19 protein-coding genes are annotated in these 23,179 nt (G+C 52.8%); 5 read left to right on the top strand and 14 right to left on the bottom strand.

The window, feature by feature from the left end:
- The first annotated feature begins 56 nt into the window (after window positions 1–56).
- Window positions 57–944, top strand: a complete 888-nt coding sequence (locus D5366_RS09130; protein WP_141493208.1) for an aldose 1-epimerase family protein — start codon at window positions 57–59, stop codon at window positions 942–944.
- A gap of 91 nt (window positions 945–1,035) precedes the next feature.
- On the opposite strand, the gene rodA is transcribed toward D5366_RS09130, so the two are convergent.
- From rodA to D5366_RS09105, 5 genes are read right to left on the bottom strand one after another with little or no spacing between them, the layout of a single operon-like run.
- Window positions 1,036–2,193, bottom strand: a complete 1,158-nt coding sequence (rodA, locus tag D5366_RS09125; RefSeq protein WP_141493207.1) for a rod shape-determining protein RodA — start codon at window positions 2,191–2,193, stop codon at window positions 1,036–1,038.
- Between the two features lies 1 nt (window position 2,194).
- Window positions 2,195–4,123 carry a penicillin-binding protein 2 gene (mrdA, locus tag D5366_RS09120; protein WP_141493206.1) on the bottom strand — a complete coding sequence of 643 codons (1,929 nt, stop codon included), beginning with the start codon at window positions 4,121–4,123 and terminating at the stop codon, window positions 2,195–2,197.
- Window positions 4,124–4,173: 50 nt separating this feature from the next.
- Window positions 4,174–4,740 (bottom strand): hypothetical protein, encoded by a 567-nt coding sequence (locus tag D5366_RS09115; RefSeq protein ID WP_141493205.1) that lies wholly within the window; start codon window positions 4,738–4,740, stop codon window positions 4,174–4,176.
- 3 nt (window positions 4,741–4,743) lie between these two features.
- Window positions 4,744–5,685 (bottom strand): rod shape-determining protein MreC, encoded by a 942-nt coding sequence (mreC, locus tag D5366_RS09110; protein ID WP_141493204.1) that lies wholly within the window; start codon window positions 5,683–5,685, stop codon window positions 4,744–4,746.
- Window positions 5,686–5,702: 17 nt separating this feature from the next.
- Window positions 5,703–6,752, bottom strand: a complete 1,050-nt coding sequence (locus tag D5366_RS09105) for a rod shape-determining protein (RefSeq protein ID WP_141493203.1) — start codon at window positions 6,750–6,752, stop codon at window positions 5,703–5,705.
- A gap of 275 nt (window positions 6,753–7,027) precedes the next feature.
- On the opposite strand from D5366_RS09105, the gene D5366_RS09100 reads away from it, so the two are divergent.
- A complete protein-coding gene (locus D5366_RS09100) occupies window positions 7,028–7,297 on the top strand; it encodes a hypothetical protein (protein WP_141493927.1) in 270 nt (89 codons plus the stop codon).
- Window positions 7,298–7,314: 17 nt separating this feature from the next.
- A complete protein-coding gene (locus D5366_RS12040; protein WP_240775234.1) occupies window positions 7,315–7,725 on the top strand; it encodes a hypothetical protein in 411 nt (136 codons plus the stop codon).
- Window positions 7,726–7,772: 47 nt separating this feature from the next.
- On the opposite strand, the gene D5366_RS09090 is transcribed toward D5366_RS12040, so the two are convergent.
- The 4 genes from D5366_RS09090 to D5366_RS12140 form a co-directional block, all read right to left on the bottom strand.
- Complete coding sequence (locus tag D5366_RS09090) at window positions 7,773–8,540, bottom strand: sulfite exporter TauE/SafE family protein (RefSeq protein WP_141493202.1); 768 nt, start codon at window positions 8,538–8,540, stop codon at window positions 7,773–7,775.
- Window positions 8,541–8,621: 81 nt separating this feature from the next.
- Entirely contained in the window at window positions 8,622–10,193 is a 1,572-nt protein-coding gene (locus tag D5366_RS09085; protein ID WP_141493201.1) for a 2-isopropylmalate synthase, read from the bottom strand.
- A gap of 189 nt (window positions 10,194–10,382) precedes the next feature.
- A complete protein-coding gene (locus D5366_RS09080; protein WP_240775233.1) occupies window positions 10,383–11,243 on the bottom strand; it encodes an N-acetylmuramoyl-L-alanine amidase family protein in 861 nt (286 codons plus the stop codon).
- Window positions 11,244–11,707: 464 nt separating this feature from the next.
- Window positions 11,708–11,833 (bottom strand): hypothetical protein, encoded by a 126-nt coding sequence (locus D5366_RS12140; RefSeq protein WP_267298784.1) that lies wholly within the window; start codon window positions 11,831–11,833, stop codon window positions 11,708–11,710.
- Window positions 11,834–11,848: 15 nt separating this feature from the next.
- Here D5366_RS12140 and D5366_RS09075 point away from each other — a divergent pair, with 15 nt between their 5' ends.
- On the top strand, window positions 11,849–14,719 hold the full coding sequence (locus D5366_RS09075; RefSeq protein WP_141493200.1) for an Rne/Rng family ribonuclease: 2,871 nt from the start codon (window positions 11,849–11,851) through the stop codon (window positions 14,717–14,719).
- Window positions 14,720–14,790: 71 nt separating this feature from the next.
- Here D5366_RS09075 and D5366_RS09070 read toward each other — a convergent pair whose 3' ends face one another.
- Window positions 14,791–15,138, bottom strand: a complete 348-nt coding sequence (locus tag D5366_RS09070) for a hypothetical protein (protein ID WP_141493199.1) — start codon at window positions 15,136–15,138, stop codon at window positions 14,791–14,793.
- Between the two features lie 39 nt (window positions 15,139–15,177).
- Complete coding sequence (xseA, locus tag D5366_RS09065; protein ID WP_141493198.1) at window positions 15,178–16,749, bottom strand: exodeoxyribonuclease VII large subunit; 1,572 nt, start codon at window positions 16,747–16,749, stop codon at window positions 15,178–15,180.
- Between the two features lie 77 nt (window positions 16,750–16,826).
- Here xseA and purD point away from each other — a divergent pair, with 77 nt between their 5' ends.
- Window positions 16,827–18,056 carry a phosphoribosylamine--glycine ligase gene (purD, locus tag D5366_RS09060; protein WP_141493197.1) on the top strand — a complete coding sequence of 410 codons (1,230 nt, stop codon included), beginning with the start codon at window positions 16,827–16,829 and terminating at the stop codon, window positions 18,054–18,056.
- 72 nt (window positions 18,057–18,128) lie between these two features.
- On the opposite strand, the gene D5366_RS09055 is transcribed toward purD, so the two are convergent.
- The 3 genes from D5366_RS09055 to polA all read right to left on the bottom strand — a co-directional run bounded on the left by D5366_RS09055 (window position 18,129) and on the right by polA (window position 23,177).
- Window positions 18,129–19,721 (bottom strand): ABC transporter substrate-binding protein, encoded by a 1,593-nt coding sequence (locus tag D5366_RS09055; protein WP_205839628.1) that lies wholly within the window; start codon window positions 19,719–19,721, stop codon window positions 18,129–18,131.
- Between the two features lie 64 nt (window positions 19,722–19,785).
- On the bottom strand, window positions 19,786–20,385 hold the full coding sequence (locus D5366_RS09050; RefSeq protein WP_141493195.1) for an SCO family protein: 600 nt from the start codon (window positions 20,383–20,385) through the stop codon (window positions 19,786–19,788).
- Between the two features lie 17 nt (window positions 20,386–20,402).
- The gene (gene polA / locus D5366_RS09045; RefSeq protein ID WP_141493925.1) at window positions 20,403–23,177 is read right to left on the bottom strand and encodes a DNA polymerase I; all 2,775 of its coding nucleotides are present in this window, start codon (window positions 23,175–23,177) and stop codon (window positions 20,403–20,405) included.
- Window positions 23,178–23,179: the final 2 nt, after the last annotated feature.

Here is a 23,179-nt window from a genome sequence, read left to right as displayed (position 1 = left end):
TACATGACCGAAAATTCGGAAGGTTTTTCTACTGACCTGATATTTCAGAGAAAATCATGATTTCAGATGCATCGCATGAATTTAAAAACAATAGGCTTTGCGCGACCGTTGCGGCGCACGGCGCTGAACTACAACGTCTTCAATATACTAGTACGCTCGGCCAACAACGTGAAATGCTTTGGGAAGGCACCGATCCGTGGGCGCGTCATTCGCCTATATTGTTTCCTATCGTCGGCAAATTACCTGATGACTGCGCAACTCTAGATGGCCAAATCATACGGATGTCCCAACATGGCTTTGCAAGGGATTGCCGCTTTGACTGGGTTGAACGTACTGAAACTTCCTGCACTCTGGAACTCCGTGACAATGCAGAAACGCGTGCCTTTTTCCCTCGCAAATTCATCCTAAGAGTAAAGTACACACTAGAAAATGATACAATAAATATCATTTACTCGGTGATAAATACCGATGAATATTACCTTCCCATGAGTATTGGAGCACATCCAGCCTTCAAGTGGCCAATTATTCCAGATACCCCAAAAACACAACACCGTCTCATTTTTTCTCACAATGAAGAAAAACCGACCGGACGCTTAAAAAAAGATGGTCTTGTTTTAAAGTGTAGTCCCTCGCCGGTTATCAAGAGAGAAGTTGCACTCTCTGAAGACTTGTTCCAAGAGGGGGCCATAATATTCGAAGCTCTTTCCAGTAGAGAGCTGCAGTTTGTTACATCGTCCGGTGAAGGCCTCGAAATGAGCTGGACCAACCTGCCCAGTCTGGGCTTATGGATGATACCAGGCAGTAATTTTCTTTGCATTGAACCTTGGCAAGGCTACGCGACACCTGCTGGTTTTAAAGGAGACTTCACAGACAAACCTGGATTAATCTCCATCCCACCGAGAGAACAGTGGGAAGCCCAATGGAAAGTAAGAGGAATTGGATGAAAGTTGGCACTTCACCTAATTCTATTCAAAGCAAAATCTTTTTTCCGAACTCTGCCCCACTGTGGACAGCTCGCCCCCAGTTAATCAACAGCTATTCAGGGTCCATATCATTTCGGTGGACCCAAGCCGACAGCAAAAGACCGAAGCCAAACATCATCGTCAGCATGGCTGTCCCACCATAAGAAATAAGCGGCAGTGGAACGCCACCTACGGGGATAGCTCCCATAACCATTGAGAGATTAACAGCACAGTACAAAAAGAAATCCATAGCGATGCCCAACCCAAGCAAGCGCCCAAATTGATTTCGACTTCTGAGCGCAATGAGCATACCGCCCAGCACAAGCGTGCCAAGCAACCCGATAACCGCGATCCCTCCGACAAAGCCCCACTCCTCACCGATCATAGTGAAGATGAAATCCGTCTGCTTTTCAGGCAGGAAACTTAATTGTCCTTGGCTACCGTGAAGATAGCCTTCGCCCCACATTCCGCCAGAACCTAATGCGATTTTAGATTGAATGATATTATAGCCAGCCCCTAGAGGGTCACGTTCGGGGTGCAGGAATGTATCAATCCGTGCTTTTTGATAATCATGCAGGTGCGAATAAATAAACTTCCCAAGGAATGGAATAGGGGCAACAAGAATAATAATCTGCCAAAGCCTCATGCCTGCAGAGAAAAATAACGTTGCACCTATTACTCCAATAATTGTCGCCGTACCCAAATTTGGTTCCTTTAGAACTAACAAAACGGGAAGCAGAGTAATAATAGCAGGGAAAATTAACCTGAGAGGATTTCCCAAGCGTTCGGGGCCAATGCGATGAAACCACGTCGCAAGAGCCAATACTAATGCGATTTTAGCAAATTCTGACGGCTGAAACTGCAAGCCACCAATATTGACCCAACGCTCAGCCCCCTTCCCGACATGACCCATTTTAAGGACCAGCCCCAAAAGCAGCAACGACACGGCGTACATGGGCCAAGCCAAGAGGCGTAACAAGCGCGGCGGCACCATTGCCACCCCGACCATCATCAAAAGCCCGAAACCAAACCGTATTATTTGCGGCCCTGCAAAGGGTCGCGCAGACCCGCCACCCGCCGAGTACAGCGCAATATAACCAACACCAGCCAACATGCAGATTAGCAAGACATAAAGCCAATTCACTTGCATCAGACGCGCAAGAGGGCTGAAATCCGGCTCTGCTCGGAGAAGGCGCTTTTCACGCCTTAAAAAACCAAAGCGATTAAGCATTTCAGCCCTGCCCTGATTCTGCGCGCGCTACAGTCTGACCCTGAGGCCTCGTCTGATTGGAAGGATCACGCAATAATGTATCCGTCATGATCTGCTTTGCCAGCGGCGCAGCTTCCTCAGCACCTGCGTTACCGTGCTCTACAACGACTGACACAGCGTACTTCGGCTCATCGTAAGGAGCAAAACAGATAAACAAAGCGTGCGGACGGTACTCCCACGGCAGATCAGCCGAATTGAAGTGTCCTGATTCACGCATGGCCCGCGACACACGCCTCACCTGCGCTGAGCCGGTTTTGCCAGCCATCGTAATGCCAGGCAGATCTAATCGGGCTTTTGGTGCTGTGCCATGCTGCTCATTAACAACGGCAAACATTCCTGCGCGTACCACGCCTAAATGCTCTTGCGGAATGTCCAGCATCTGTACTGTATCAGCCGCTGATAAAGACGATAAATGATCATTCGTCGTACGCAGCAAGTGAGGCTGCACATTACGCCCGGACGCAATACGTGAAACATACGTTGCCAACGCAAGCGGTGTGACTTGAACAAAGCCTTGGCCGATACCCGCATTAACGGTGTCGCCGCCATTCCAGTGGAAGCCATGCTTATTACGCCATTCTGGCGTAGGAATAATCCCGGCACGAGCATGAGGCAGTTCAATACCCAATGGAACCCCAAGCCCCATATAGTTACCGACGTCTTTAATCGGGTCCATGCCACAGCGCCGTGCGACCTCATAGAAATACACGTCGCAGGAAAACTTTAATGCTTCACGCATGTCTAGCGCGCCGTGACCATACTTGTTCCAGCAATGGAAGCGCACGCCGCCCATATCAAAGTAGCCAGGGCAGACGAAACGATCGTGCGGAGAAACCGAACCTGCTTTTAATGCCGCCATAGCCACAGCTGGCTTAAACGTAGATCCGGGCGGATAAAGACCAGACACCGCCTTATCTACCAAAGGCGTTTTTGGGTCTTCTATCCACTCATTCCACTGGGCGTGGCTTACACCAGAGTCAAATAGTGACGGATTAAAGGACGGGGTGCTCACCATGGCGAGCACTTCACCATTTTGGCAGTCCATGACCACTGAGCTGGCTACGCGATCCCCCAATCGGTCTCGAACCTGCTCTTGAAGAGCAGCATCGAGCGTAAGCTTGACTGTCGCGCCTTGCTGCCCGTCTTCGCGGTTCAACTCCCCAATCACGCGCCCGTGCGCATTCACCTCCATCTCGACCGAGCCGGGAGAACCTCGCAAGAGAGATTCTTGAGTTTGCTCTAAACCCGCACGGCCCACTCGCATTCCTGGCAGAGACAAGGTTTCATCTTTGGCAACATCCGTCTCATTTGGAGGGGCAACATACCCCACAACATGTGACATCAGCTCCCCGTATGGATACAAACGGGTCGAGCCTACATCCACCAGAACGCCAGGCAAGGACGGAGCGTTAAGCTCAATCTTGGCCATATCGTCCCAAGACAAAAACTCACGCAGAGTTACCGGCACGTATTTGTGCATATGCTTCAGATCACGCTCAATGCGCGCGTGGTCATGCTCATCCAAAGAGATGAAGGTACTAAAACGCTCAATGACGGCAGAGACCTCAGTCGTCTCTTCAGGAATAAGTAGAGCGCGCCAACTAACTTTATTTTCTGCAACCGAGCGACCAAAACGGTCTTGGATAGGCCCACGGGCTGGCGCTAAAAGGCGTTTGCTTGTTCTATTGCGTTCAGCCAATTGGCGTAGATGCTCACCCTCGTGCAGTTGGAGGGTGTGAAGCCGCCGCCCCAAAACACCCAAGACACCTGCCTGCACAGCCATAACAATAAGAGCACGCCGTGTGAACACGCCGCGTGATGACGGAACTGTCCCGTCACCTCTCTTAACAAGGCTTTGCAACAAGCGAGATTTGCGAGCGCGTGGCAACATAGAACGGGTGATTATATCCAAAAGCAGAAAAAAACTGAACGCAGCAGAAACTAGGCGCGATCGGGATTCGCAAACGTCCTGCTACCCCAAGCGAACAAAGCCATGAGACTGGGGTAAAGACCAATAGTCAGCACAGCCTGAAATACCCCCGGATAGGGCGAAAGAAACGCAAAGGCGTGAATGCAGACAAGAAGCCATTGAAGGCAACTTGTCAAAATTACAAACAGCGCAAAAATCAGCCAAACCAAAAGAAAGTTCACTTGGGCTAAGGTATACCGCCAATGGCGTGCGACGCCATAAAAAACTAACAATGCCAACAAAGCCATTCCCGGCGGACCAAAACTGTAGAGCTCCAGCACCACACCACACAGAAACACCGCAGAGGTTGGCATCAAACGTGGCCGAGTTTGCCCCCAAAACCAAACAACACAAAGCGCAGTGCCAAACTGCAACTCTTCTTGCCCAGGCAGACCGAAAGGTGCGGAAAGCAAAATAATTGACGCTATCAGCGACAATGTCGGCATCGCAGAACGGAACATCCGGTCCAAAACCAAACGCCAGGTCTGTTTTGGCTCAACGACTGAATGCAGGTTTGGCGTCGAGCGCTCAGCAACCATGAATCAGTGCTCGTTCGCGGGAGCGTTGGTCGATGTTGGCAGAGTAAAAGGCAGACCAAAAAGCGTCGTGCCGCCGGATTGCATAGGTTTGGGATCCATCACGCGCGCCTTTACACGACCAGGTGCATCAGGCGCTACTAAACTTTCCCCGCCATAATCAAAAATCCGGACAATATCAAGCCGCGAGAGGTCAGCATCGGGCACCACAACTGGATGATTAGGCGCGGTGTAATGCACCGTGCCAATTGGCAGGCCGGAAGGCATAGTGCTCTGCCCCCGTGTCTGGACATGCTCACCTTCTATAGGGTGTTGATTTTGCGGGTAATACATAAGTCGTGGTGTGGCTCCGTCGTCGCCAACCATAATCGCGTCAACACGAGACATGGACAACGTAACCGGAATGCGACTTGCATCGTCGTTAATTTGAAGGACACGCACTGTATGAGGTCCAACTTCCGTCACGCGCCCTACCAAGCCCGTAGCATCCAGCGCGACATCACCCGCACGCACGACATGCCCGTTTCCAACATCCAGCAATACAGCCCGGGCATAAAGTCCACCGTCGTCACGCGTTACACGCCCCGTAACATATTGCGGCGTCGGTTCAGGTATCCAATGAAGGCTTTCCTTCAGCTGGGCATTCTCATCCGCCAACATAACAGCAACATCATACCAGTGCCGCAGAGAGCGGTTTTCTTCGCGCAAGCGGCTACATTCTCGCGCCAAGTCTGTTGCTCCATGCAAATCCTCAACCCAGTGCTTGACCTGTATCTGAGGCCATACCAAGGCATGATAAGCGGGAGCCAGCAGATCCGCAGCAAGCAAACGCGCCTCGTCAACGGCTGAGCGCTTGGCCCAGCCGATAACGATCAAACCGACCGCTAGCATAACGAACACGGGCAGGGTCGCCCGTGAAAGCACCTGTTTGGCGTGAATTGAAAGCATTACAGCCGGGTCGGCGCTCAGTACATGCTGCTCAAAACACTGCGGAGGCGCCGTGTTTCTTCCAATGCGCGCCCAGTACCCAATGCTACGCAAGACAACGCATTTTCAGCCACTGTTACAGGTAAACCCGTATAGAGCCGTAAAATCTCGTCCAATCGATACAGAAGCGCACCGCCTCCAGAAAGTACGATTCCCTTATCTACGATATCCGCAGCAAGTTCCGGTGGTGTATTTTCCAAGGCAGTCGTGACTGCATCAACAATCTGCTGCACGGGTTCCGCCAAACTTTCTGCAATTTGCGCTTGGCTAACAGTCACTTCCCTCGGCACGCCATTAATCAAGTCACGCCCTTTGATTTCCGTCAGCGGGCCATCCGGATTCGAACGGTCATCTGGCGGCATAGCTGCACCAAGTTCTATTTTAATCCTCTCTGCGGAACTTTCCCCTACCAAAAGGTTATACGTTCTGCGGATATAGGAGATGATTGCTTCGTCCATTTGGTCACCACCAACGCGTGCTGAGCGCGCGTAGACGATGCCGCCAAGGGAAATAACCGCCACTTCCGTCGTACCGCCCCCGATATCGACAATCATGCTGCCGGAAGGTTCGGTCACTGGAAGGCCTGCCCCGATGGCTGCTGCCATAGGTTCTTCAATCAAAAGAACCTTACGAGCACCCGCACTTTCGGCGCTCTCTTGAATTGCACGCCGCTCCACTGCAGTTGCGCCCGAAGGAACACAAATAATGATCTGCGGAGTAGCAAATGCACGCCGATTATGAACTTTGCGAATGAAATGCTTAATCATTTCTTCCGCAACTTCAAAGTCAGCGATAACACCGTCTCTTAACGGCCTTATGGCTGTAATATTTCCGGGCGTACGACCGACCATTTGTTTGGCTTCATTACCGACTGCCAAAACTTGCTTCTTACCGCGTACATCCGCGATAGCAACAACAGACGGTTCATCCAAAACAATTCCACGGCCTTTAACGTAGACCAAGGTGTTGGCAGTGCCGAGGTCAATCGCCATGTCAGCAGACATGAGGCCCAGCAAACGAGAAAACATTCAAAACTCCTGGCGCAACGCTAAAGCGGCAGAAACGCGGTTCCAATTCATCTCCGGACTTAACGACCTGACCGCGATACGACAAGGGGAACTTCCGCCGACATGCATCAAATGCACACCGGACCCCCTCTTATCTGCGCCTTGCAACAAAAAAATTACTTGTTGCCCTAATCCAGCCACGTTCTGGCCCTCATCTCAGGGCTATCAGAACCTTCCTCTTTTTCAATCGTTGAATCTTTTTTCACCGATAATCAGAAAACAGGTAAGATATGAAAATGCGCACTCTAGCCCATCCCCGTAGCCTTCTTGCTCTCGCTTTCTGCAGCGTAGTGTTGGCTGGTTGTGGCAACCCTTATGATAGCGGCGCCCGCGCAGGCTCTGGCGCACTTATTGGCGCTGGCGGCGGCGCGGCCATTGGCGCCCTAGCGGGCGGCGGCTCAGGAGCAGCCATTGGCGCACTGGCTGGCGGCGGTACCGGCGCAGCTGTCGGCGCAGCGACAACACCTAACCGTCGGCGCACCCAAAACGTGCAGAACGGTTACTAATTTATTAGGTGATTAAAATGTTCTTTACCTCAAAAATCACACCGCGTTTCACCAAGTTTGCTTCTTCAAGCCTCGTCCTCGCATTAACAGCTGGCGCCCTTTCCGGCTGCACGGACGGTTACAACCCGAACTCCCGCGCTTTGGGTGGCGGCTTGCTTGGTGGCGGCACAGGCGCGGCTATTGGGGCACTTGCAGGCGGCGGTCGTGGCGCAGCAATCGGTGCCCTCGCTGGCGGCGCTCTTGGTGCTACAGCTGGTGCTGTCACAACGCCAAACCGTAACGGTTACTCCAACTACCCTCAAGGTGGTTACAACCAATCTGGTCAATACTACCAACAGCCCGCGGCACCTTCCACAGCTTGCCCTGCAAACATGGTCTGTACGCCCCGGGCAACCTATGCCCAACCTAATTATGGTTACGGCTACTAATTAAGTCGTTTTAAGTGCCTTTCGCGTGCTGTGCACATTAACAGCCATCACAGCATGCGAAGGCCTATAACGAAGAGCAAGATACCCAACACCCAGCGCTGAACAGCGTCCGGCAAACGTCCCGCAAACAATGTTCCCAAAATAATTCCCGGGATGGAACCAATCAACAACGCAACCAGCACCGCGCCATCGACCGCCCCTTCAAGCCAGTGCCCACCCCCAGCCAGCAGAGCCAAGGGGACTGCATGGGCAATATCTGTAGCGACAAGCGTGCGCGTATTTAAACGCGGGTAAAGAGCCGTTAAAGCCGCCATTCCTATTGCGCCTGCACCAACTGATGTCATGGTAACCAAGACACCCAGAACGGCCCCTAGCAAAACCGTCAGCGCAACCTCCACACTTTCTTTCAGAGGCGGACGGTTTTCGGAAATTTTTCTGAGCCACGGCTTTAAAAGCACGACTGGCGCAATCAAAACTAAAGCTATGCCCAGCACGAGCTTGATTAAATGAGACGTCGCTTCTGACGGGCCCGCATGATGTAGAAATAAAAGACAAATCAACCCGGCAGGCAAACTGCCCAATAGTTGCAACGCGACTATACGCCACGCCACGACGCCAAAACGTCGGTTCAAGCCAGTGCCAACAATTTTTGTAATTGCCGCATACAGCAAATCTGTACCGACGGCAGATTGTGGTTTTGTGCCAAAAAATAAAATTAAAAGCGGCGTCATTAACGAGCCGCCACCAACTCCCGTCACACCCACTAAAAAGCCCACAAACAGGCCGGATGCCGAATAAAGCCACTCATGCGGCATCGTGATCTCCTTAAATCTAAGGAGATCACATTAACACCCGCAAAAGAATTGTCTATATAATTATATTACGAATTGTAATTGTTAATTAAGAGCTTCCGGCTCAGCTCTATCCCTCTTCACCAGCAGCTTGTTTAGCGCGTGAATATAAGCCCGAACCGCCGAAACAACCGTGTCCGCGTCTGCTCCCTGGCCATCAACCAATTTGCCGTTTTCCTGAAGCCTTACAGTCGTACGCGCCTGCGCATCCGTACCTTCGGTTACGTTTGCAACCGAGAACAGTGCAAGCTCAGCCGTATGGGGGAAAGCTTGGCTTATTGCCCTGAACGCTGCGTCAACAGGACCGTTACCAGACACTGCAACGTACTGAACAGCACCATCAACGGTGATTTCAAGCTTTGCATGCGCCTGCTGCTTGGTCCCTGAGCTTAATTCCAACGCGATCAAACGAATACGCTCATGATCGCGGCTTTCGTCGTCGACCAACGCACGAATGTCATCGTCAAAGACATCCTTTTTACGGTCCGCCAAATCTTTGAAGCGGGCGAACGCTGCATTGAGCGCCGTATCATCCAATTCAGCATAACCCAACTGAGCCAGCTTATCGCGGAATGCTGCACGACCCGAATGCTTTCCCAAAACCAGCGATGTTTTGGTCCAGCCAACACTTTCCGGGGTCATAATTTCGTAAGTGGCTGCGTTCTTCAGTACGCCGTCTTGGTGGATACCACTCTCATGAGCAAAGGCATTGCGCCCAACGATCGCCTTGTTCGGCTGGACGTCAAAGCCCGTAATCGTTGCCAACATACGTGACATACCCAGAAGCTTTGGCGTCACGATCCCCGTGACCCGGCCGAATTGATCGTGGCGCGTCTTCAATGCCATAACGATTTCTTCAAGGGCAGCGTTACCAGCGCGCTCCCCAATGCCGTTAATCGTACACTCAATCTGGCGGGCCCCACCCTCAACCGAAGCCAATGTGTTGGCTACCGCCAAACCGAGATCATTGTGGTTATGAGCAGAGAAGATAACACTATCAGCCCCGGGAACACGCTCACGCAGCATTGTGAAAATAGCGCGCATTTCTTCAGGCGTCGCAAAACCAACAGTGTCAGGAATGTTGATAGTTGTCGCGCCGTTTCGGATAGCAACTTCCACACAGCGACATAAGAAATCAGCCTCTGTCCGTGAACCATCCTCGGCCGACCATTCAACGTCATCCGTATACTGACGAGCCTTGCGGTTACCTTCAGCGATAATCTCGAGAACAGTTTCTGGCTCCATCCGCAGCTTGTATTTCATATGCAGAGGAGAGGTAGAGATAAAATTATGGATGCGCTTGCGCTCAGCCTGCCGCAAAGCCTCACCGGCAGATTCAATATCGCGCTTACCACCACTGCGAGCCAAACCGCAGATAACTGGGCCGCGCACGTGCTCCGCTATGCGGCGCACGCTTTCAAAATCGCCCGCAGACGCTACGGGAAAACCTGCTTCGATAACATCGACACCCAGCTCACCTAAAGCATGAGCCATGCGGAGCTTTTCCTCAATGTTCATGGAAAAGCCGGGTGACTGCTCGCCGTCACGCAGAGTGGTATCAAATATAATGATACGGTCGTCGGAGACTGTGCCGAAGGAGGGATGTTGGAAAGCCATAATATCTACCGTCTATAAGTTCAGGTGTACTGAAAAACACTTCCCCTGAACGCAATGGGCTTCGCACCCGGCTGAAAACGCGTTCAGGGGCTAATAAGTCGAAGCAAAAGACGAATAGAAATAATCATGGGCGGGAACCTGAACGATTCTTGCGCAAGATGCAAGCTACGTTTTTACAAAACTATCCCGCTATCCCGTCATAACTGATGGCCGTGAAGCGAAATAACGATCGATTGCCACTTTCATTGCACTTGCTACCTGCGCCCTATGCCCCTGCTGCCTCAACGCTGCCTCATCCATACGATTAGACATGAAACCCATCTCAACCAACACTGACGGGATATCAGCAGCTTTCAAAACTACGAAAGCAGCATGCCGCGAGGGATGCGTCAAAAGACCAATACGGCTTTGAAACGACTCAACAACGCTCGCGGCCATATGCGCAGACCCTCTGCGCGTCTCCTCGGAAACAAGACTAGAGAGAATTTGTTGTATTTCTGGGGAAACACCATGAAATGCAGGTCCGGCAAACCGATCGGCACTGTTTTCTTTACGCGCCAAAGCCTCGGTTTGAGCATCAGAAGCGCCACTTGAAAGTGTATAAACCGAGGCTCCACGGACTTCAGGATCATGCAAAGCGTCCGCATGCATCGACACAAAAAGAGAAGCCTGATGCTTCTGGGCCAACTCTACCCGCCCATCTAGCGGGATAAAGCGGTCATCCGCTCGCGTCATTACAACGCGGTAACGGCCCGTCGCCATCAACTCATCGTGCAGAGTTTTGGCCGCAGCCTCAGAAATATGTTTTTCATACGTCCCCGACACGCCGATCGCGCCAGGATCCTTTCCCCCATGCCCCGGGTCGAGCATTATCAAGGGCAACGGCGGCATAATGCCGCGCTTTACGTATGGGGCAGACAAGGCATTTTTATGATCGACATGGGCCTTTGAATGCGCATTGGCGCGCCCGACGCAACCAACCGCTAGAGCTCCACTCATAAAAGAGCGGCGAGAGCCAAGCATTTCAACACCGGCGCGACTGGAAGCCATCACGGTAGATATATGCTTTGTGACCACCATCTTGCCTAACCTGCTTTCATCACAATGATTGCGACATTGATACGCCGTATTGGTTACGATGATCTAAATTCAAAACCATGTCGGCATCATGGCAAACTCACAGCAGAAACAACAGTTTCAGCAGAGACTTGCCAGATAGGAATCTTTCAGTCACACTGCTTGGTGGATATGTTGTATCTTGACTCGAGCGGCGGTGACCTCATCCATTCTCCCGCCCCCTGTTCGACGCAGCTTACCATAGTGGTCGTAACGTTCCGTCGTTTGATAGCACGCCATTCATTTCAATGGCCTCTGTCCTGATTGAACTGTTCCGGCCAGCCAAACTCATCAGCGTTCAGGAAATTTCCTCCTTACGCAGAGTATTTTGATAGAAAGGTCGCTGCTCAGGCAGGGCCAGCTCTTAATTTCTAGGGGTCGAATGTCCAAGGACATGATCACAAACTGCAACCCTGCCGCACCGATGACAAATCGGTCAGGCTTTCGGTTGTCCAGCGTGTCGCTACCCCGTCACCCCGCACAATCCGGCGTGCAGACCAGCCCCACTGAGGCGGCCGCGCCATGGAGTTCAGCTTTTCATGAACAAGCGCATGTTGATCGACACCACACACGCGGAAGAAACGCGTGTCGTGGTTATGAATGGTGATCGCGTTGAAGACTATGACGTAGAAACGTCATCTCGTAAGCTTCTTAAAGGCAACATCTACCTTGCGAAGGTTATTCGCGTTGAGCCAAGCCTTCAGGCAGCTTTCGTTGACTATGGCGGGAACCGTCATGGCTTCCTAGCCTTCAGCGAAATCCACCCAGACTACTTCCAGATTCCTATCGCGGACCGGGAAAAGCTCCTAAGTCTGCAAGAGGAAGATGCTGCCTCTGAAGCCCAAGAGAGCCACGAAGCAGAGCCGCAAGAAAACGACGAAGATGAGACGGTGGACCGCCGCCTCCCTGAAATTGTTGGCGGTGAGCACGATACAGGCGAAGAAAGCGCGGCATCACGCCGCACAGCACGCTTCCTGCGCAACTACAAAATCCAAGAAGTTATTCGCCGCCGCCAAATTCTTCTCGTGCAGGTTGTTAAAGAAGAACGCGGCAACAAGGGCGCGGCACTCACGACTTACGTCTCGCTTGCTGGTCGCTACTGCGTGTTGATGCCCAACGCCCTGCGCGGTGGTGGCGTCTCACGAAAGATCACGTCTGAATCTGACCGACGCCGCCTGCGCGATATCATCGCGGAACTCGAACTGCCTCGTGCGATGGCGATGATCGTGCGTACAGCAGGCGCTGGTCGCCCTGGCCCTGAAATTACCAGAGATTGCGAATATCTTCTGCAACTTTGGGACGATATCCGTTCCCACGCCCTTTCGTCGGTAGCACCAACTCTTATTTATGAGGAAGCAAACCTCATCAAAAGAGCGATACGCGACCTCTTCTCGAAAGAGATCGACGATATCATGGTGGACGGTGAAAATGCTTGGAAAAGCGCACGTGAATTCATGCGCCTGCTGATGCCGCACAACACTAACAAAGTTAAGCTGTGGCAAAACCGCGGTCAAAGCCTCTTCGCACATTACAATGTTGAAGGCCATCTGGACGCAATGTTCTCACCAACAGCGCGGCTGCGTTCCGGTGGGTATCTGGTTATTAACCAAACAGAAGCTCTGGTTTCTATCGACGTAAACTCCGGGAAGTCTACATCCCAACGCAACATCGAAGAAACAGCTCTGCGCACAAACCTTGAAGCCGCTGAAGAAGTTGGACGTCAGCTTCGTTTGCGTGACCTCGCTGGCCTGATCGTGATCGATTTCATCGACATGGAAAGCCGTCGTCACAACGCTCAGGTAGAAAAACGCCTCAAAGAGGCCCTCCGCTCCGACCGCGCACGTATCCAAGTAGGGCATATTTCCCATTTCGGCCTGCTCGAAATGTCCCGCCAACGCCTGCGTCCCTCAATCGCTGAAGCTGTCCTTTCGCCGTGCCCTCACTGCCAAGGAACAGGTTTTGTCCGCGGCACAGATAGCTCAGCCCTGCACATCCTCCGCGCGATTGACGAAGAAGGCGCACGCCAGCGCGCGTCTGAAATCGCCGCGTTTGTTCGCTCCAACATCGCGTTGTACATCCTTAACAACAAACGTGACTGGCTGACGGATATTGAAACCCGCCATCGCATGCGTGTGTTTTTTGAGGCCGATGATACACTCATCGCTTCAGATATCCGTATAGAACGCATAAAGCCGCAGACACCGGCACCGGCGCCCGTGGCTGCACCAGCTCCACGCACCGTAAAAACGGTCGAGATTGTTGAAGACGTAGCGCCAGAGTATCCGCAACGCCAAGCATACCAACCAACCCCGCACTCTCACGAAGAACATGCGGTCGAGGTAACCTCTGAAAACGATCAGAATGAGAATGAATATTCTGCATCATTCTCTAACGACGGCGATGACAACGGACGCAACGATAACGGCCGCAAGCGCCGTCGTCGTAACCGCAACCGTAATCGCAACCGCCGTGATTATGAGCAGGGTGATCAGCCTTATGCCGATCAAGAACCTGTGCGTAGCAACAGCTACAATGACGAGCAACCTCGCCACTCGGCCCCTGCCCGCGCGCCGGCTCGCCCTGTTGAAAACGAAACCACCGACACAGAAGCGGGCCTGATCCCCGGTCGCCGTCGCACGCGTTTCAAGCGCCTGCCGAAAGAGACTGATGTTCCTCAGCAGGTAGAACAACCCAAGCAGCACTTTGAACCGCAGGAAAAGCCACGCCAACAAGAAAGACCACAAGAGCGTCCCAAGCAAACGACGCGCGCTTATGTCGGCCCTACCCCCGCAAATCCTTTCGGCGGTAGCTTCGATATCTTTGACGTGATTGAACAGGCTGAGCTTTCTCAATCGTCTCGCTCTACGCAGGCACGTATCAGCAAGCCAATCGCCATACATGAGCGGCCTGCAGAACAACGTCCGGCCCCAATCACCATTGAGCCCGAATATGCTGTCCAGCCCGAACAGGCAGAGCAGCCATCATTCCAGCACAATGGAGAACGGGACGAGACTTTAGCTCCTAAGCGCGGTCGTGGGCGCCGTCGGCGGCCTTACGCTGCAGACAATACGTCAGAGCAAACGGGTGTAGCGCAACACGTTACAGCCGAAGCCCCTGAACAAGACACACCATCTCTCTCAACCTCAGACGATGTGTCTGCTTCCAAGCCTCGTCGTACTGTACGCCGCCGTAAATCGGCTGAGCCCTCAGCGCCGGAGCAGGCAATAGAAGCTGAGACTTTAAGCGCTACAGCTGAAGACAGTGCGGCTAGACCACGCAGATCACGTGCCCGCAAAGCTGACCAAACTGAGGCTCAACCAGCTTCAGCCGAAGACAGCCCGGCCCTCCAACCCATCAACATTGATGAAGTTGCACCTAAAAAGCCACGTGCCGGATGGTGGAAGCGTTAATAACGCCCACCGACTTCTTATAAAAAAAGCCGCCCTGTGAGGGGCGGCTTTTTTTATAGATCAAACATACCTTATCGACATACGCTTCGCTGTCCCGTTGCAGCAATAAACGTACCGGTCAGAGGATCAAAACAAGCATTCCTAGGGCAGGACGATGGCAACGCTTTAGGCTGCGGATAAACAATGGCTGCGGCCTGATTAGACTCTTTCGCAGCCGTCCCACATAAAGGCGTTGTAACCGGCGCCGACGGGTCATTTTGAACAGTATTTGCGTCGGGCAAGGGTTCTGAACCCGTGACCATCCCTGGTGCAAAATCCTGTGGTGGAATTTTCTGCTGAGTTGCAGGGGCCGCAGGCTGTTCGTCTGCGCATGCAGCCAGCAATGGCAAAAGCGCAAAGCTTACCCAAAATAAACGCATAATCTCTCCGCTCTCAAAGAATAACGACCTGTCACACTCTTACAAACCGAGCTCTGTTTGTCGTCCGGCATCCGGCACCATGACATCCAGCTTTGCCCCACGCTCACCGTCAGCAAAGGATAAAACCACACGGCCATTTACCGGCTGTGCCTCTGCACTCGTAACGGGGCGACCGCGCGTATCTTGCACTAAAACGTAACCCCTTTTGAGAATAGCATGCGGGGATACTGCTTCTAAATGCCGCCCGACCCCGTCCAAACGCGCCCTTTGCAGACGCAAAGGGCCAGACATGAGTTCGGGCGTTAAACGCAGCCGCTCAAGTTTCAGTTTCCTACCTTGCTCAGCCTTATCCCATGCAACCTCAGCCATTCGCCAAGCCGTCAATAATCTGGCTTGAGAACGTTCAATTTGCCTGTGGGGCGCAGTCAACTGACGATATGGAGCATTTAAAGCCCCTCGGACCTTTTGCACAAATGCAGGCAAGGCCAGATCCAGTCTTTGGCTACGCTCATCGAAACGTAACCGAGCAGCGGCAACCACTCCTGGCAAATCAGGCAAACGCGCTACGACCTGATCTTTACGAGCTTGAACTTTTTGCATGAAAGCCGGCAGTGCCAAATCAAGCCTTTGACTTCTGTCATCCAAACGCATCCGCGCTGTTTCGATCAGGTTTGGCAGATCAGGCAAACGAGCAGCAATTTGCTCACTCCGCGCTCGGGACGTTTGCACAATCCTACTTAAAGCCCCCGCCAATCGCGCATTACGATGAGCCAAGTCAGCCACCAAATCAGAACGAGGAGGCACAGCCATCTCGGCGGCGGCAGTAGGCGTTGGCGCACGGCGGTCGGAGACAAGATCAATCAGCGTCGTATCTGTTTCATGCCCGACAGCGGAGATCAGCGGAATAGGACAGGCCGCAACAGCACGAAGTACACGTTCGTCATTGAATGCCATTAAATCTTCGAGGGAGCCGCCACCACGCGCGACAATGAGCACATCTGGCTTTCGCTCAAGCTGTCCCATGCCTGCAATTGCGGCAGCGATCTGGGCAGCTGCCCCTTCTCCCTGCACGGCAACTGGCCATAATAAAACATCACGCGGAAAGCGCCGCGCAATAGTCGTTTGGATATCGTGGAGAACCGCACCGGAGCGTGACGTTACAACCCCGACGAGCTCGGGCAAAAAGGGAATCGGCTGCTTAAGCTCTTGCGCAAACAACCCCTCATCCAAAAGTTGCCGACGCAAACGCTCGATTTTAGCAAGGAGGGCCCCCTCTCCTGCAAACTCCATCCGGTCGATAACGAGTTGGTAGCTTGAGCGCTCGCCGTATGATGAGACACGTCCAGTTGCAATGACTTCATTGCCATTTTCCGGCACCATACCAAGGCGAGACACGCTACCGCGCCAGATAACTCCCGAGATTTTACCGCCCTCATCTTTCAGAGACAGATAAACATGCCCGGAGGGATACCGCTTCAACTCGGTTACTTCGCCACGAACGCGAACCCGTGCAAAGCCGGTTTCCAAAGTGCGTTTAATCGCACCAGAAATCTCCGAAACTGTAAATTGGGGTACATTTCCCCTTGCCGGGGCGCTCTCACTCTCCATCATTGGGCCAGTCTATGCTACGGACGCGAAAAGACGAAGCCCCATTACGGCGGCACCCGTAGAGAAAAGGATAAAGTGACATGCGCGTTTTGCTGGTCGGCTCCGGAGGGCGCGAACACGCTCTAGCAACTTGCTTGGCACGTTCCCCGCACCTCACCACACTCTATGCTGCACCGGGCAATCCCGGCATGGCTGCACATGCTACTCTCGTGCCGATCAAAGCAGATGACGTTCAGGCTCTCGTCGCCTTTGCTAAATCCGAGAATATAGACCTCATCGTGCCTGGTCCGGAAGCGCCGCTCGTCGTTGGCTTAGCCGATGCGTGTGTTGCTGCGGGTATTCCATGCGCTGGCCCCTCCCAGGCCGCAGCGCAACTTGAGGGCAGCAAAGCTTTCACCAAAGACGTAGCCGATGCCGCTGGCATTCCAACTGCCGCATGGGAACGTTTCGAGGATGAAGCGGCGGCTCTGGCCTACGTTCAACGCAAAGGCGCCCCAATAGTCGTAAAGGCTGATGGCCTCGCAGCAGGCAAAGGGGTTGTCGTCGCGCAGAGCGTGAACGAGGCTGAAGAAGCAATTAAAAAGCTCGGTATGCCCTTGGTGATTGAGGACTGCCTTGTAGGCCGGGAAGTCTCTTTATTCGCATTCTGCTCGGATGATGACGCCGTATTAATTGGTGCTGCACGAGACCATAAACGCCTTGGTGATGGCGATACTGGCCCCAATACAGGCGGCATGGGCGCTATTGCACCGCCACCAGCTTTTGACCGCGCAGCACAAGAACACGCTCTGGACCTAACGGTGCGCCCCATGCTGCGTGAAATGACGCGTCGCGGCACACCTTTTCGTGGCGTAATCTTTGCCGGCCTAATGCTGACCGAAACCGGTCCATCCCTCATCGAATACAATGTTCGCTTTGGGGACCCAGAGGCACAAGCCCTACTCATCCGCTTGGAATCCGACCTCCTCCCTGTGCTTGCTGCTCTAGCAGAAGGCAAGCTCGACAATGCGGAGGCACGCTTTACAGACGAAGCATCTATCTCGCTCGTCCTTGCCGCTGACGGCTACCCAGACGCCCCAAAAAAAGGTGGCGCTATTCGTGGAATTGAAAACGCTGAGAGCGTTGAGGGCGTCTCAGTCTTTCATGCCGGCACAGCGTTGGAAAATGGTGCACTCGTTGCCAATGGTGGGCGCGTCCTAACCATCAGCGCCCGCGCCGCGACAGCAGAAGAAGCCCGCAAGCACGCATACGAAGCCGCCGATAAAATCGAGTGGTCCGATAAAATTTTCCGCACGGATATTGGTTTGTAATTTAACATCTTTTAAGCCCTCGTTGCTTGCTACGAGGGCTAATCAGCAATGGGTGCAACCTCCAAAAACTATTTACTGCACCCATACGTGCGAAAATAACATGTGATCCAGCCACGTTGACGTGTAATTCCCTAGGCGATGGGACACGAAATCCACTGTTTTCATTTGGATCATTGGCGCACCGGGCATTTTTGCCATGATGGAGCGGCCAGCTTCCTCCCATAGAGGGTTCGCTTGGGCCACATTCACCTGTTCCCTTGCCTGATCCATTAAACCTTGGATGTGTTGGTCACAAAAGCCCGTAAAATTCGGAGAGACGGACGCATTCGGATGATAGTTATCGCAGCCGAACAGATCGTCTAAGAAGGTCGAAGGTGACGGATAATCGGCAAACCAATAAGAAAGCGCAATTTGCACGTGGTTTGCTGTGTTCTGCTCGTAACTATCTGCCAAACCAGCGGTAATCGGCCGCAACTGCGCGTTCAATCCAATTTGAGACAAAGCGTTCCGTAAATAAGTGCCCATGCCCAGTTCAATCGCACGATTGGGTACAATCAAAGTCACGGATGCGCCGTCAGCCCCGGCGTCATGCACCAAACGCCGCGCCCGAGCCACGTCCTGTAAGCAAGTCATACCCAGATCGGCGCCCGGAAGCCCATGCGGCACCATCTGACACAAAGGTTCTGAGATAGCACTGCCGCCAAACAAGATGGTCATGGCATGGCGGTTTACTCCCAAGCTTACCGCATGACGGACACGCTCATCCGTAAAAGGTGGCTCATGATTATTCATTGCCAGATAATAAAGCCCCAAAAGCGGCTCTATATGTACCTGCTCGGTATACTTTGAACCAATTTCACCCAGACGGTCAGCGGGCTTTGCATCCAGCATCCAGTCATATTGCCCCTGCTCAACCGCCGTAACTTGGGCCTCGTCAGATAGGCCAAAATTATACTCAATCCGGTCAGCAAAACCGTCTGTCTGTGCCTGTGGATTCCAAACATGAAAAAACGCGTTACGCTCCAGCACCATTCCGTGCTCCGGGTCATAATGCGTCAAACGATAAGGGCCCGTACCGGGTGCAGTCTGCATTCCCAAGTCATGTGCAGGCGTGTTACGGGGCAAAATTGCTGCGTGGGGAAAAGCAAGCTTGTACGTAAATTCTCCGTCAGGGTGGACTAAATGAAAGGTGATCTCCCGTGTTTTAGGATCACCTTTCACCCCTGGCAAAATGCAGCGATCGGGTGTTTTCAAACACGTATCTGCACCCTCAATATTACCGTAGAATGACGCCGCAGTCGGACTGCCCGCACGAAAAATGCGCTGATACGATGCAACAACATCCTCAACCTCTACAGGCGAACCGTCTGAAAATTTCAATCCGCTTCGTAGCGTCAAATGCCACGTTAGCCCATCAGCGCTGACACTTGGCATAGCTTCAGCCAAGTCCGGCACGACTTCCAACCCTGCCTTGCCCGGCGCCTGACGATACACGAGCAGCGGATCATACATTACGACAAAAACCTGCATATACTGCGTGCCGTAATTAATTTGTGGATCCAATGTTCCGCCGGGGCCGTCTGCCGTCAGGCGCAATGTTCCACCTCGGTGGGGGCTACCCAATGTTTGGCCGTTCCAGTCCAGCGGCAACCTATCTTCCGCCATGGCAGAAAACGCACCGCCGAAAAACGCAATAATTGCGAGACCAAACTGCCCCCAGTACCTCACTCTAACGCGCCGCCCAGTGTTCAATATTTTCGATCCATGTTGCAGCATCGCTGGATGTATCCAGCATTCCTGCATAGTGGCTTTTAGGGTCCATAACGATGACCTGCGGCGCCTGCTTAAAGTGTCCATCCTCCATCTTATAAGGCGCATGGTACAGAGCGGTCATTGCGCGGATCATGTTTTGTGTCCCAGTCAGAGGCATAACGTGGGGAGCAATGGGGAGGACGTATGCTTTAGCAACGTCCGTCTCAATATTAGGGTCCAGAGAAACGGCAATGACGGTTACAGGCAAGCCCTTCGCCTCTAAAGCATTACGTGTTGCTTCTAGGCTTGCAAGCACAGGGCGCCCAATGTGCAAAGGCGTTCGTGCATCATAAAACCACACAAGCAGCCATCTGCCATGAAAGTCGCCCTCAGAGACTGTGCTTTCACCAAGTGACACTAAGCGGAAGCTGCCGCCGACAGCATTTCCATTAGACTGGACTAACCAGCCTGTCCCACTGTGAGATGCCATTTGAAAAGCACCGTACCCTACTAGCGCGGCAAGCAAGAGCGCAGCTGCCACGATCAACTTACCAAGATGCGCTTTATATACGGACATCTTCGGCACTCCCTCTTTTAATGGGCTTCGGACCAGCTGTGGCCAATGCCGGTTTCAACTTCTAACGCAACATCCAAGGACGCCGCTGCCATCATCTGCTCGCGGACAAAACTTGCCAGAGCTGACGCATCATTCTCAGCAACTTCAAACAGTAATTCGTCATGCACCTGGAGCAGCATACGTGCTTTCAAACCTGTCTCTGGTAATTTTTGTGCCAACTGCACCATTGCAGCTTTGATGATATCTGCGGCTCCACCTTGTAGAGGCGCATTAATTGCCTGACGCTCCGCATAGCTGCGGCGAGCACCGTTTTTCTCTTTTATACCCGGCACATAACAGCGCCGACCAAATGGTGTCAGGACGTAGCCATGTTCGCGTGCTTCTTCCTTTGTGCGCTCCATATAGTCATGGATTCCGGGATATTTTGCGAAATAAGCGTCAATATACTTGCGCGCTTCGCCCGGAGAAATTTGCAACTGACGGGCTAAACCATAAGCCGAAATACCGTAGATAATTCCGAAGTTAATGGCCTTTGCCCGACGTCTCGTAAGGGAATCCATGCCCTCCAACGGTATATTAAACACCTCAGAAGCTGTACGCGCGTGAATGTCCTGCCCCAAACGGAAAGCCTCTAAAAGAGGCTCAATTTTTGCAACATGCGCTAAGAGGCGCAATTCAATCTGACTGTAATCCGCCGAAACCAAAACATGTCCAGGAGCCGCAACAAAAGCCTTACGAATGCGTGCCCCTTCGGAGGTGCGGATCGGGATATTCTGTAGATTTGGCTCATTGGACGACAAACGACCCGTTGTCGTGACAGCCATTTGGTACGATGTATGGACGCGCTGGCTACCTTGGTCCATCTGCTCTACCAAAGCGTCTGCATAGGTAGACTTGAGCTTGGCCAACTGCCGCCACTGCAATATTTTCTGAGGCAGATCATGCCCTTGCTCTGCCAAACCTTCCAAGACAGATTGGTCTGTACCCCAAGCTCCGCTTTTGGTGCGCTTGCCGCCGGGAAGCTCCATTTCGTCGAACAAAATCTCTCCCAATTGCTTCGGAGAGCCAACATTAAAACTACGCCCCACTTGCGTATGTATATCAGCTTCGATTTCACGCATGCGCTTTTCAAAATCTTCTGACATGCGGCGCAGTTCAGCAGCATCAACTTTGATGCCCGCTTCTTCCATGTCTGTCAGAATACCGATTAACGGCCGCTCCATCTCTTCATAAAGTGCAAGAGATTTGCGTGCGCGCAATTCTGGTCGCAATACGTGCCACAGCCGCAAGGTAACGTCTGCGTCCTCTGCTGCATATGCCGTGGCCCGATCCAGCGCCACGCGCGCGAAAGGAATGCGATTACGCCCCTTGCCAGTGACTTCATCGTAACTGATCGGCGTATGTCCTAGATGGAGTGCAGAAAGTTCATCCATTCCCTGCCCGTGCTCACCTGCCGACTGGGCGTAGGACAACAACATCGTATCATCTATCGGGGTAATGGTTTTTATACCGGCACCACGAAACACCGTCAGATCATATTTCGCGTTTTGAAAAACCTTTAAAACGCTCTCGTCAGCTAAAAGCGGAGCCAGGCGCTCAAGCACAGCGCTGCGCTCCAGCTGCATTCCTGTTGGCTGGTCCAGCGTCCCCTCGTGCGCCAATGGGACGTAACACGCCTCCCCCGGCGCAACCGCCAAAGACAGCCCGATCATAACCGCTTGCCGAGCGTTCAAGCTATCGGTCTCGGTATCAACCGCAACAACGCCAACATCACGCGCGCGCTTAATCCACTGATCAAGCACTTCTATTTCCATAACCGTTTTGTAGCCCGTGAACGGTTGCTGCTCGGCAGGCTTTTCAACTTCAGCTTGATTGGCCGCGGATGCATCATTCTGTTGAGTAGCGTGCTTAGGTGCCGCAGCTGGGGCTGGCTTCATTCCCATACGTTGTATCGTCGAATGAAAACCCATCGACGCCAACCAAGTGCGCAATGTCTCTTGCTCAACATCACGGCACCCAAGCGCATCTATTGGTTGAGGCAGCGGCACATCATCGGCCAGCAGTACCAATTGACGAGAAATACGTGCGGCTTCTGCATAATCTATGAGGTTCTGTTTGCGCTTGGAGGTCTTCATGGAAGGCGCTGCGGCTAAAATTGCCTCCAACGAACCAAACTCGTTCACCAGCTGCGCGGCGCCCTTTGCGCCGATACCAGGCACACCAGGCACGTTGTCCGTAGAATCCCCCATCAGCGCCTGAACATCCACCACTTGATCGGGGCGAACACCAAATTTTGCTTCTACTTCTGCGTCCCTGATAGGTTTTTGCTTCATTGGGTCGAGCAATTCCACACCCGGGCGGATCAACTGCATAAGGTCTTTATCAGACGATACGATTGTGCAGCGCCCACCAGCTTCGACCACCGCGCGCGCATAACTCGCGATCAAATCGTCAGCTTCCCAACCGGCCAGTTCTATAGAAGGCACGTTAAACGCTGCCGTAGCATCCCTGATTAAGCTAAATTGTGGACGCAAATCCTCCGGTGCTTCTGGACGATGCGCCTTGTACTGAGGATAGAGATCATTACGAAATGTGTGCCGTCCTGCGTCAAATATTACGGCCAAATGCGTACCAACATGGTCACGTAGCAAACGCGTCAACATATTGGTAAAACCATACACAGCATTGACCGGAACACCTTCCGGGTTGCTCATTGGTGGCAAAGCGTGAAAAGCCCGGAAAATGAACCCAGAACCATCAACCAGTACTAAATGGGGCGCTTCAGACGTCACCA

The organism is Neokomagataea tanensis (genome assembly GCF_006542335.1).
Classification (GTDB): domain Bacteria; phylum Pseudomonadota; class Alphaproteobacteria; order Acetobacterales; family Acetobacteraceae; genus Gluconobacter; species Gluconobacter tanensis.
The sequence above is the reverse complement of the archived record's forward strand: the minus strand, read 5'-3'. Positions and strand labels throughout refer to the sequence as shown.

Excerpts from the sequence above, each read along its gene's own strand:
- D5366_RS09105 (WP_141493203.1), bottom strand. The coding sequence starts at position 6,752 with ATGTTTTCTCGTTTGCTGGGCCTCATGTCTGCTGACATGGCGATTGAC.
- D5366_RS09130 (WP_141493208.1), top strand. The coding sequence starts at position 57 with ATGATTTCAGATGCATCGCATGAATTTAAAAACAATAGGCTTTGCGCG.
- D5366_RS09115 (WP_141493205.1), bottom strand. The coding sequence starts at position 4,740 with ATGGTTGCTGAGCGCTCGACGCCAAACCTGCATTCAGTCGTTGAGCCA.
- mrdA (WP_141493206.1), bottom strand. The coding sequence starts at position 4,123 with ATGTTGCCACGCGCTCGCAAATCTCGCTTGTTGCAAAGCCTTGTTAAG.
- D5366_RS12040 (WP_240775234.1), top strand. The coding sequence starts at position 7,315 with ATGTTCTTTACCTCAAAAATCACACCGCGTTTCACCAAGTTTGCTTCT.
- purD (WP_141493197.1), top strand. The coding sequence starts at position 16,827 with ATGCGCGTTTTGCTGGTCGGCTCCGGAGGGCGCGAACACGCTCTAGCA.
- mreC (WP_141493204.1), bottom strand. The coding sequence starts at position 5,685 with ATGCTTTCAATTCACGCCAAACAGGTGCTTTCACGGGCGACCCTGCCC.
- rodA (WP_141493207.1), bottom strand. The coding sequence starts at position 2,193 with ATGCTTAATCGCTTTGGTTTTTTAAGGCGTGAAAAGCGCCTTCTCCGA.
- D5366_RS09100 (WP_141493927.1), top strand. The coding sequence starts at position 7,028 with ATGCGCACTCTAGCCCATCCCCGTAGCCTTCTTGCTCTCGCTTTCTGC.
- D5366_RS09075 (WP_141493200.1), top strand. The coding sequence starts at position 11,849 with ATGAACAAGCGCATGTTGATCGACACCACACACGCGGAAGAAACGCGT.
- D5366_RS09055 (WP_205839628.1), bottom strand. The coding sequence starts at position 19,721 with ATGGCGGAAGATAGGTTGCCGCTGGACTGGAACGGCCAAACATTGGGT.
- D5366_RS09070 (WP_141493199.1), bottom strand. The coding sequence starts at position 15,138 with ATGCGTTTATTTTGGGTAAGCTTTGCGCTTTTGCCATTGCTGGCTGCA.
- D5366_RS09085 (WP_141493201.1), bottom strand. The coding sequence starts at position 10,193 with ATGGCTTTCCAACATCCCTCCTTCGGCACAGTCTCCGACGACCGTATC.
- D5366_RS12140 (WP_267298784.1), bottom strand. The coding sequence starts at position 11,833 with ATGGCGCGGCCGCCTCAGTGGGGCTGGTCTGCACGCCGGATTGTGCGG.
- D5366_RS09090 (WP_141493202.1), bottom strand. The coding sequence starts at position 8,540 with ATGCCGCATGAGTGGCTTTATTCGGCATCCGGCCTGTTTGTGGGCTTT.
- D5366_RS09050 (WP_141493195.1), bottom strand. The coding sequence starts at position 20,385 with ATGTCCGTATATAAAGCGCATCTTGGTAAGTTGATCGTGGCAGCTGCG.
- D5366_RS09080 (WP_240775233.1), bottom strand. The coding sequence starts at position 11,243 with ATGGCTTCCAGTCGCGCCGGTGTTGAAATGCTTGGCTCTCGCCGCTCT.
- xseA (WP_141493198.1), bottom strand. The coding sequence starts at position 16,749 with ATGATGGAGAGTGAGAGCGCCCCGGCAAGGGGAAATGTACCCCAATTT.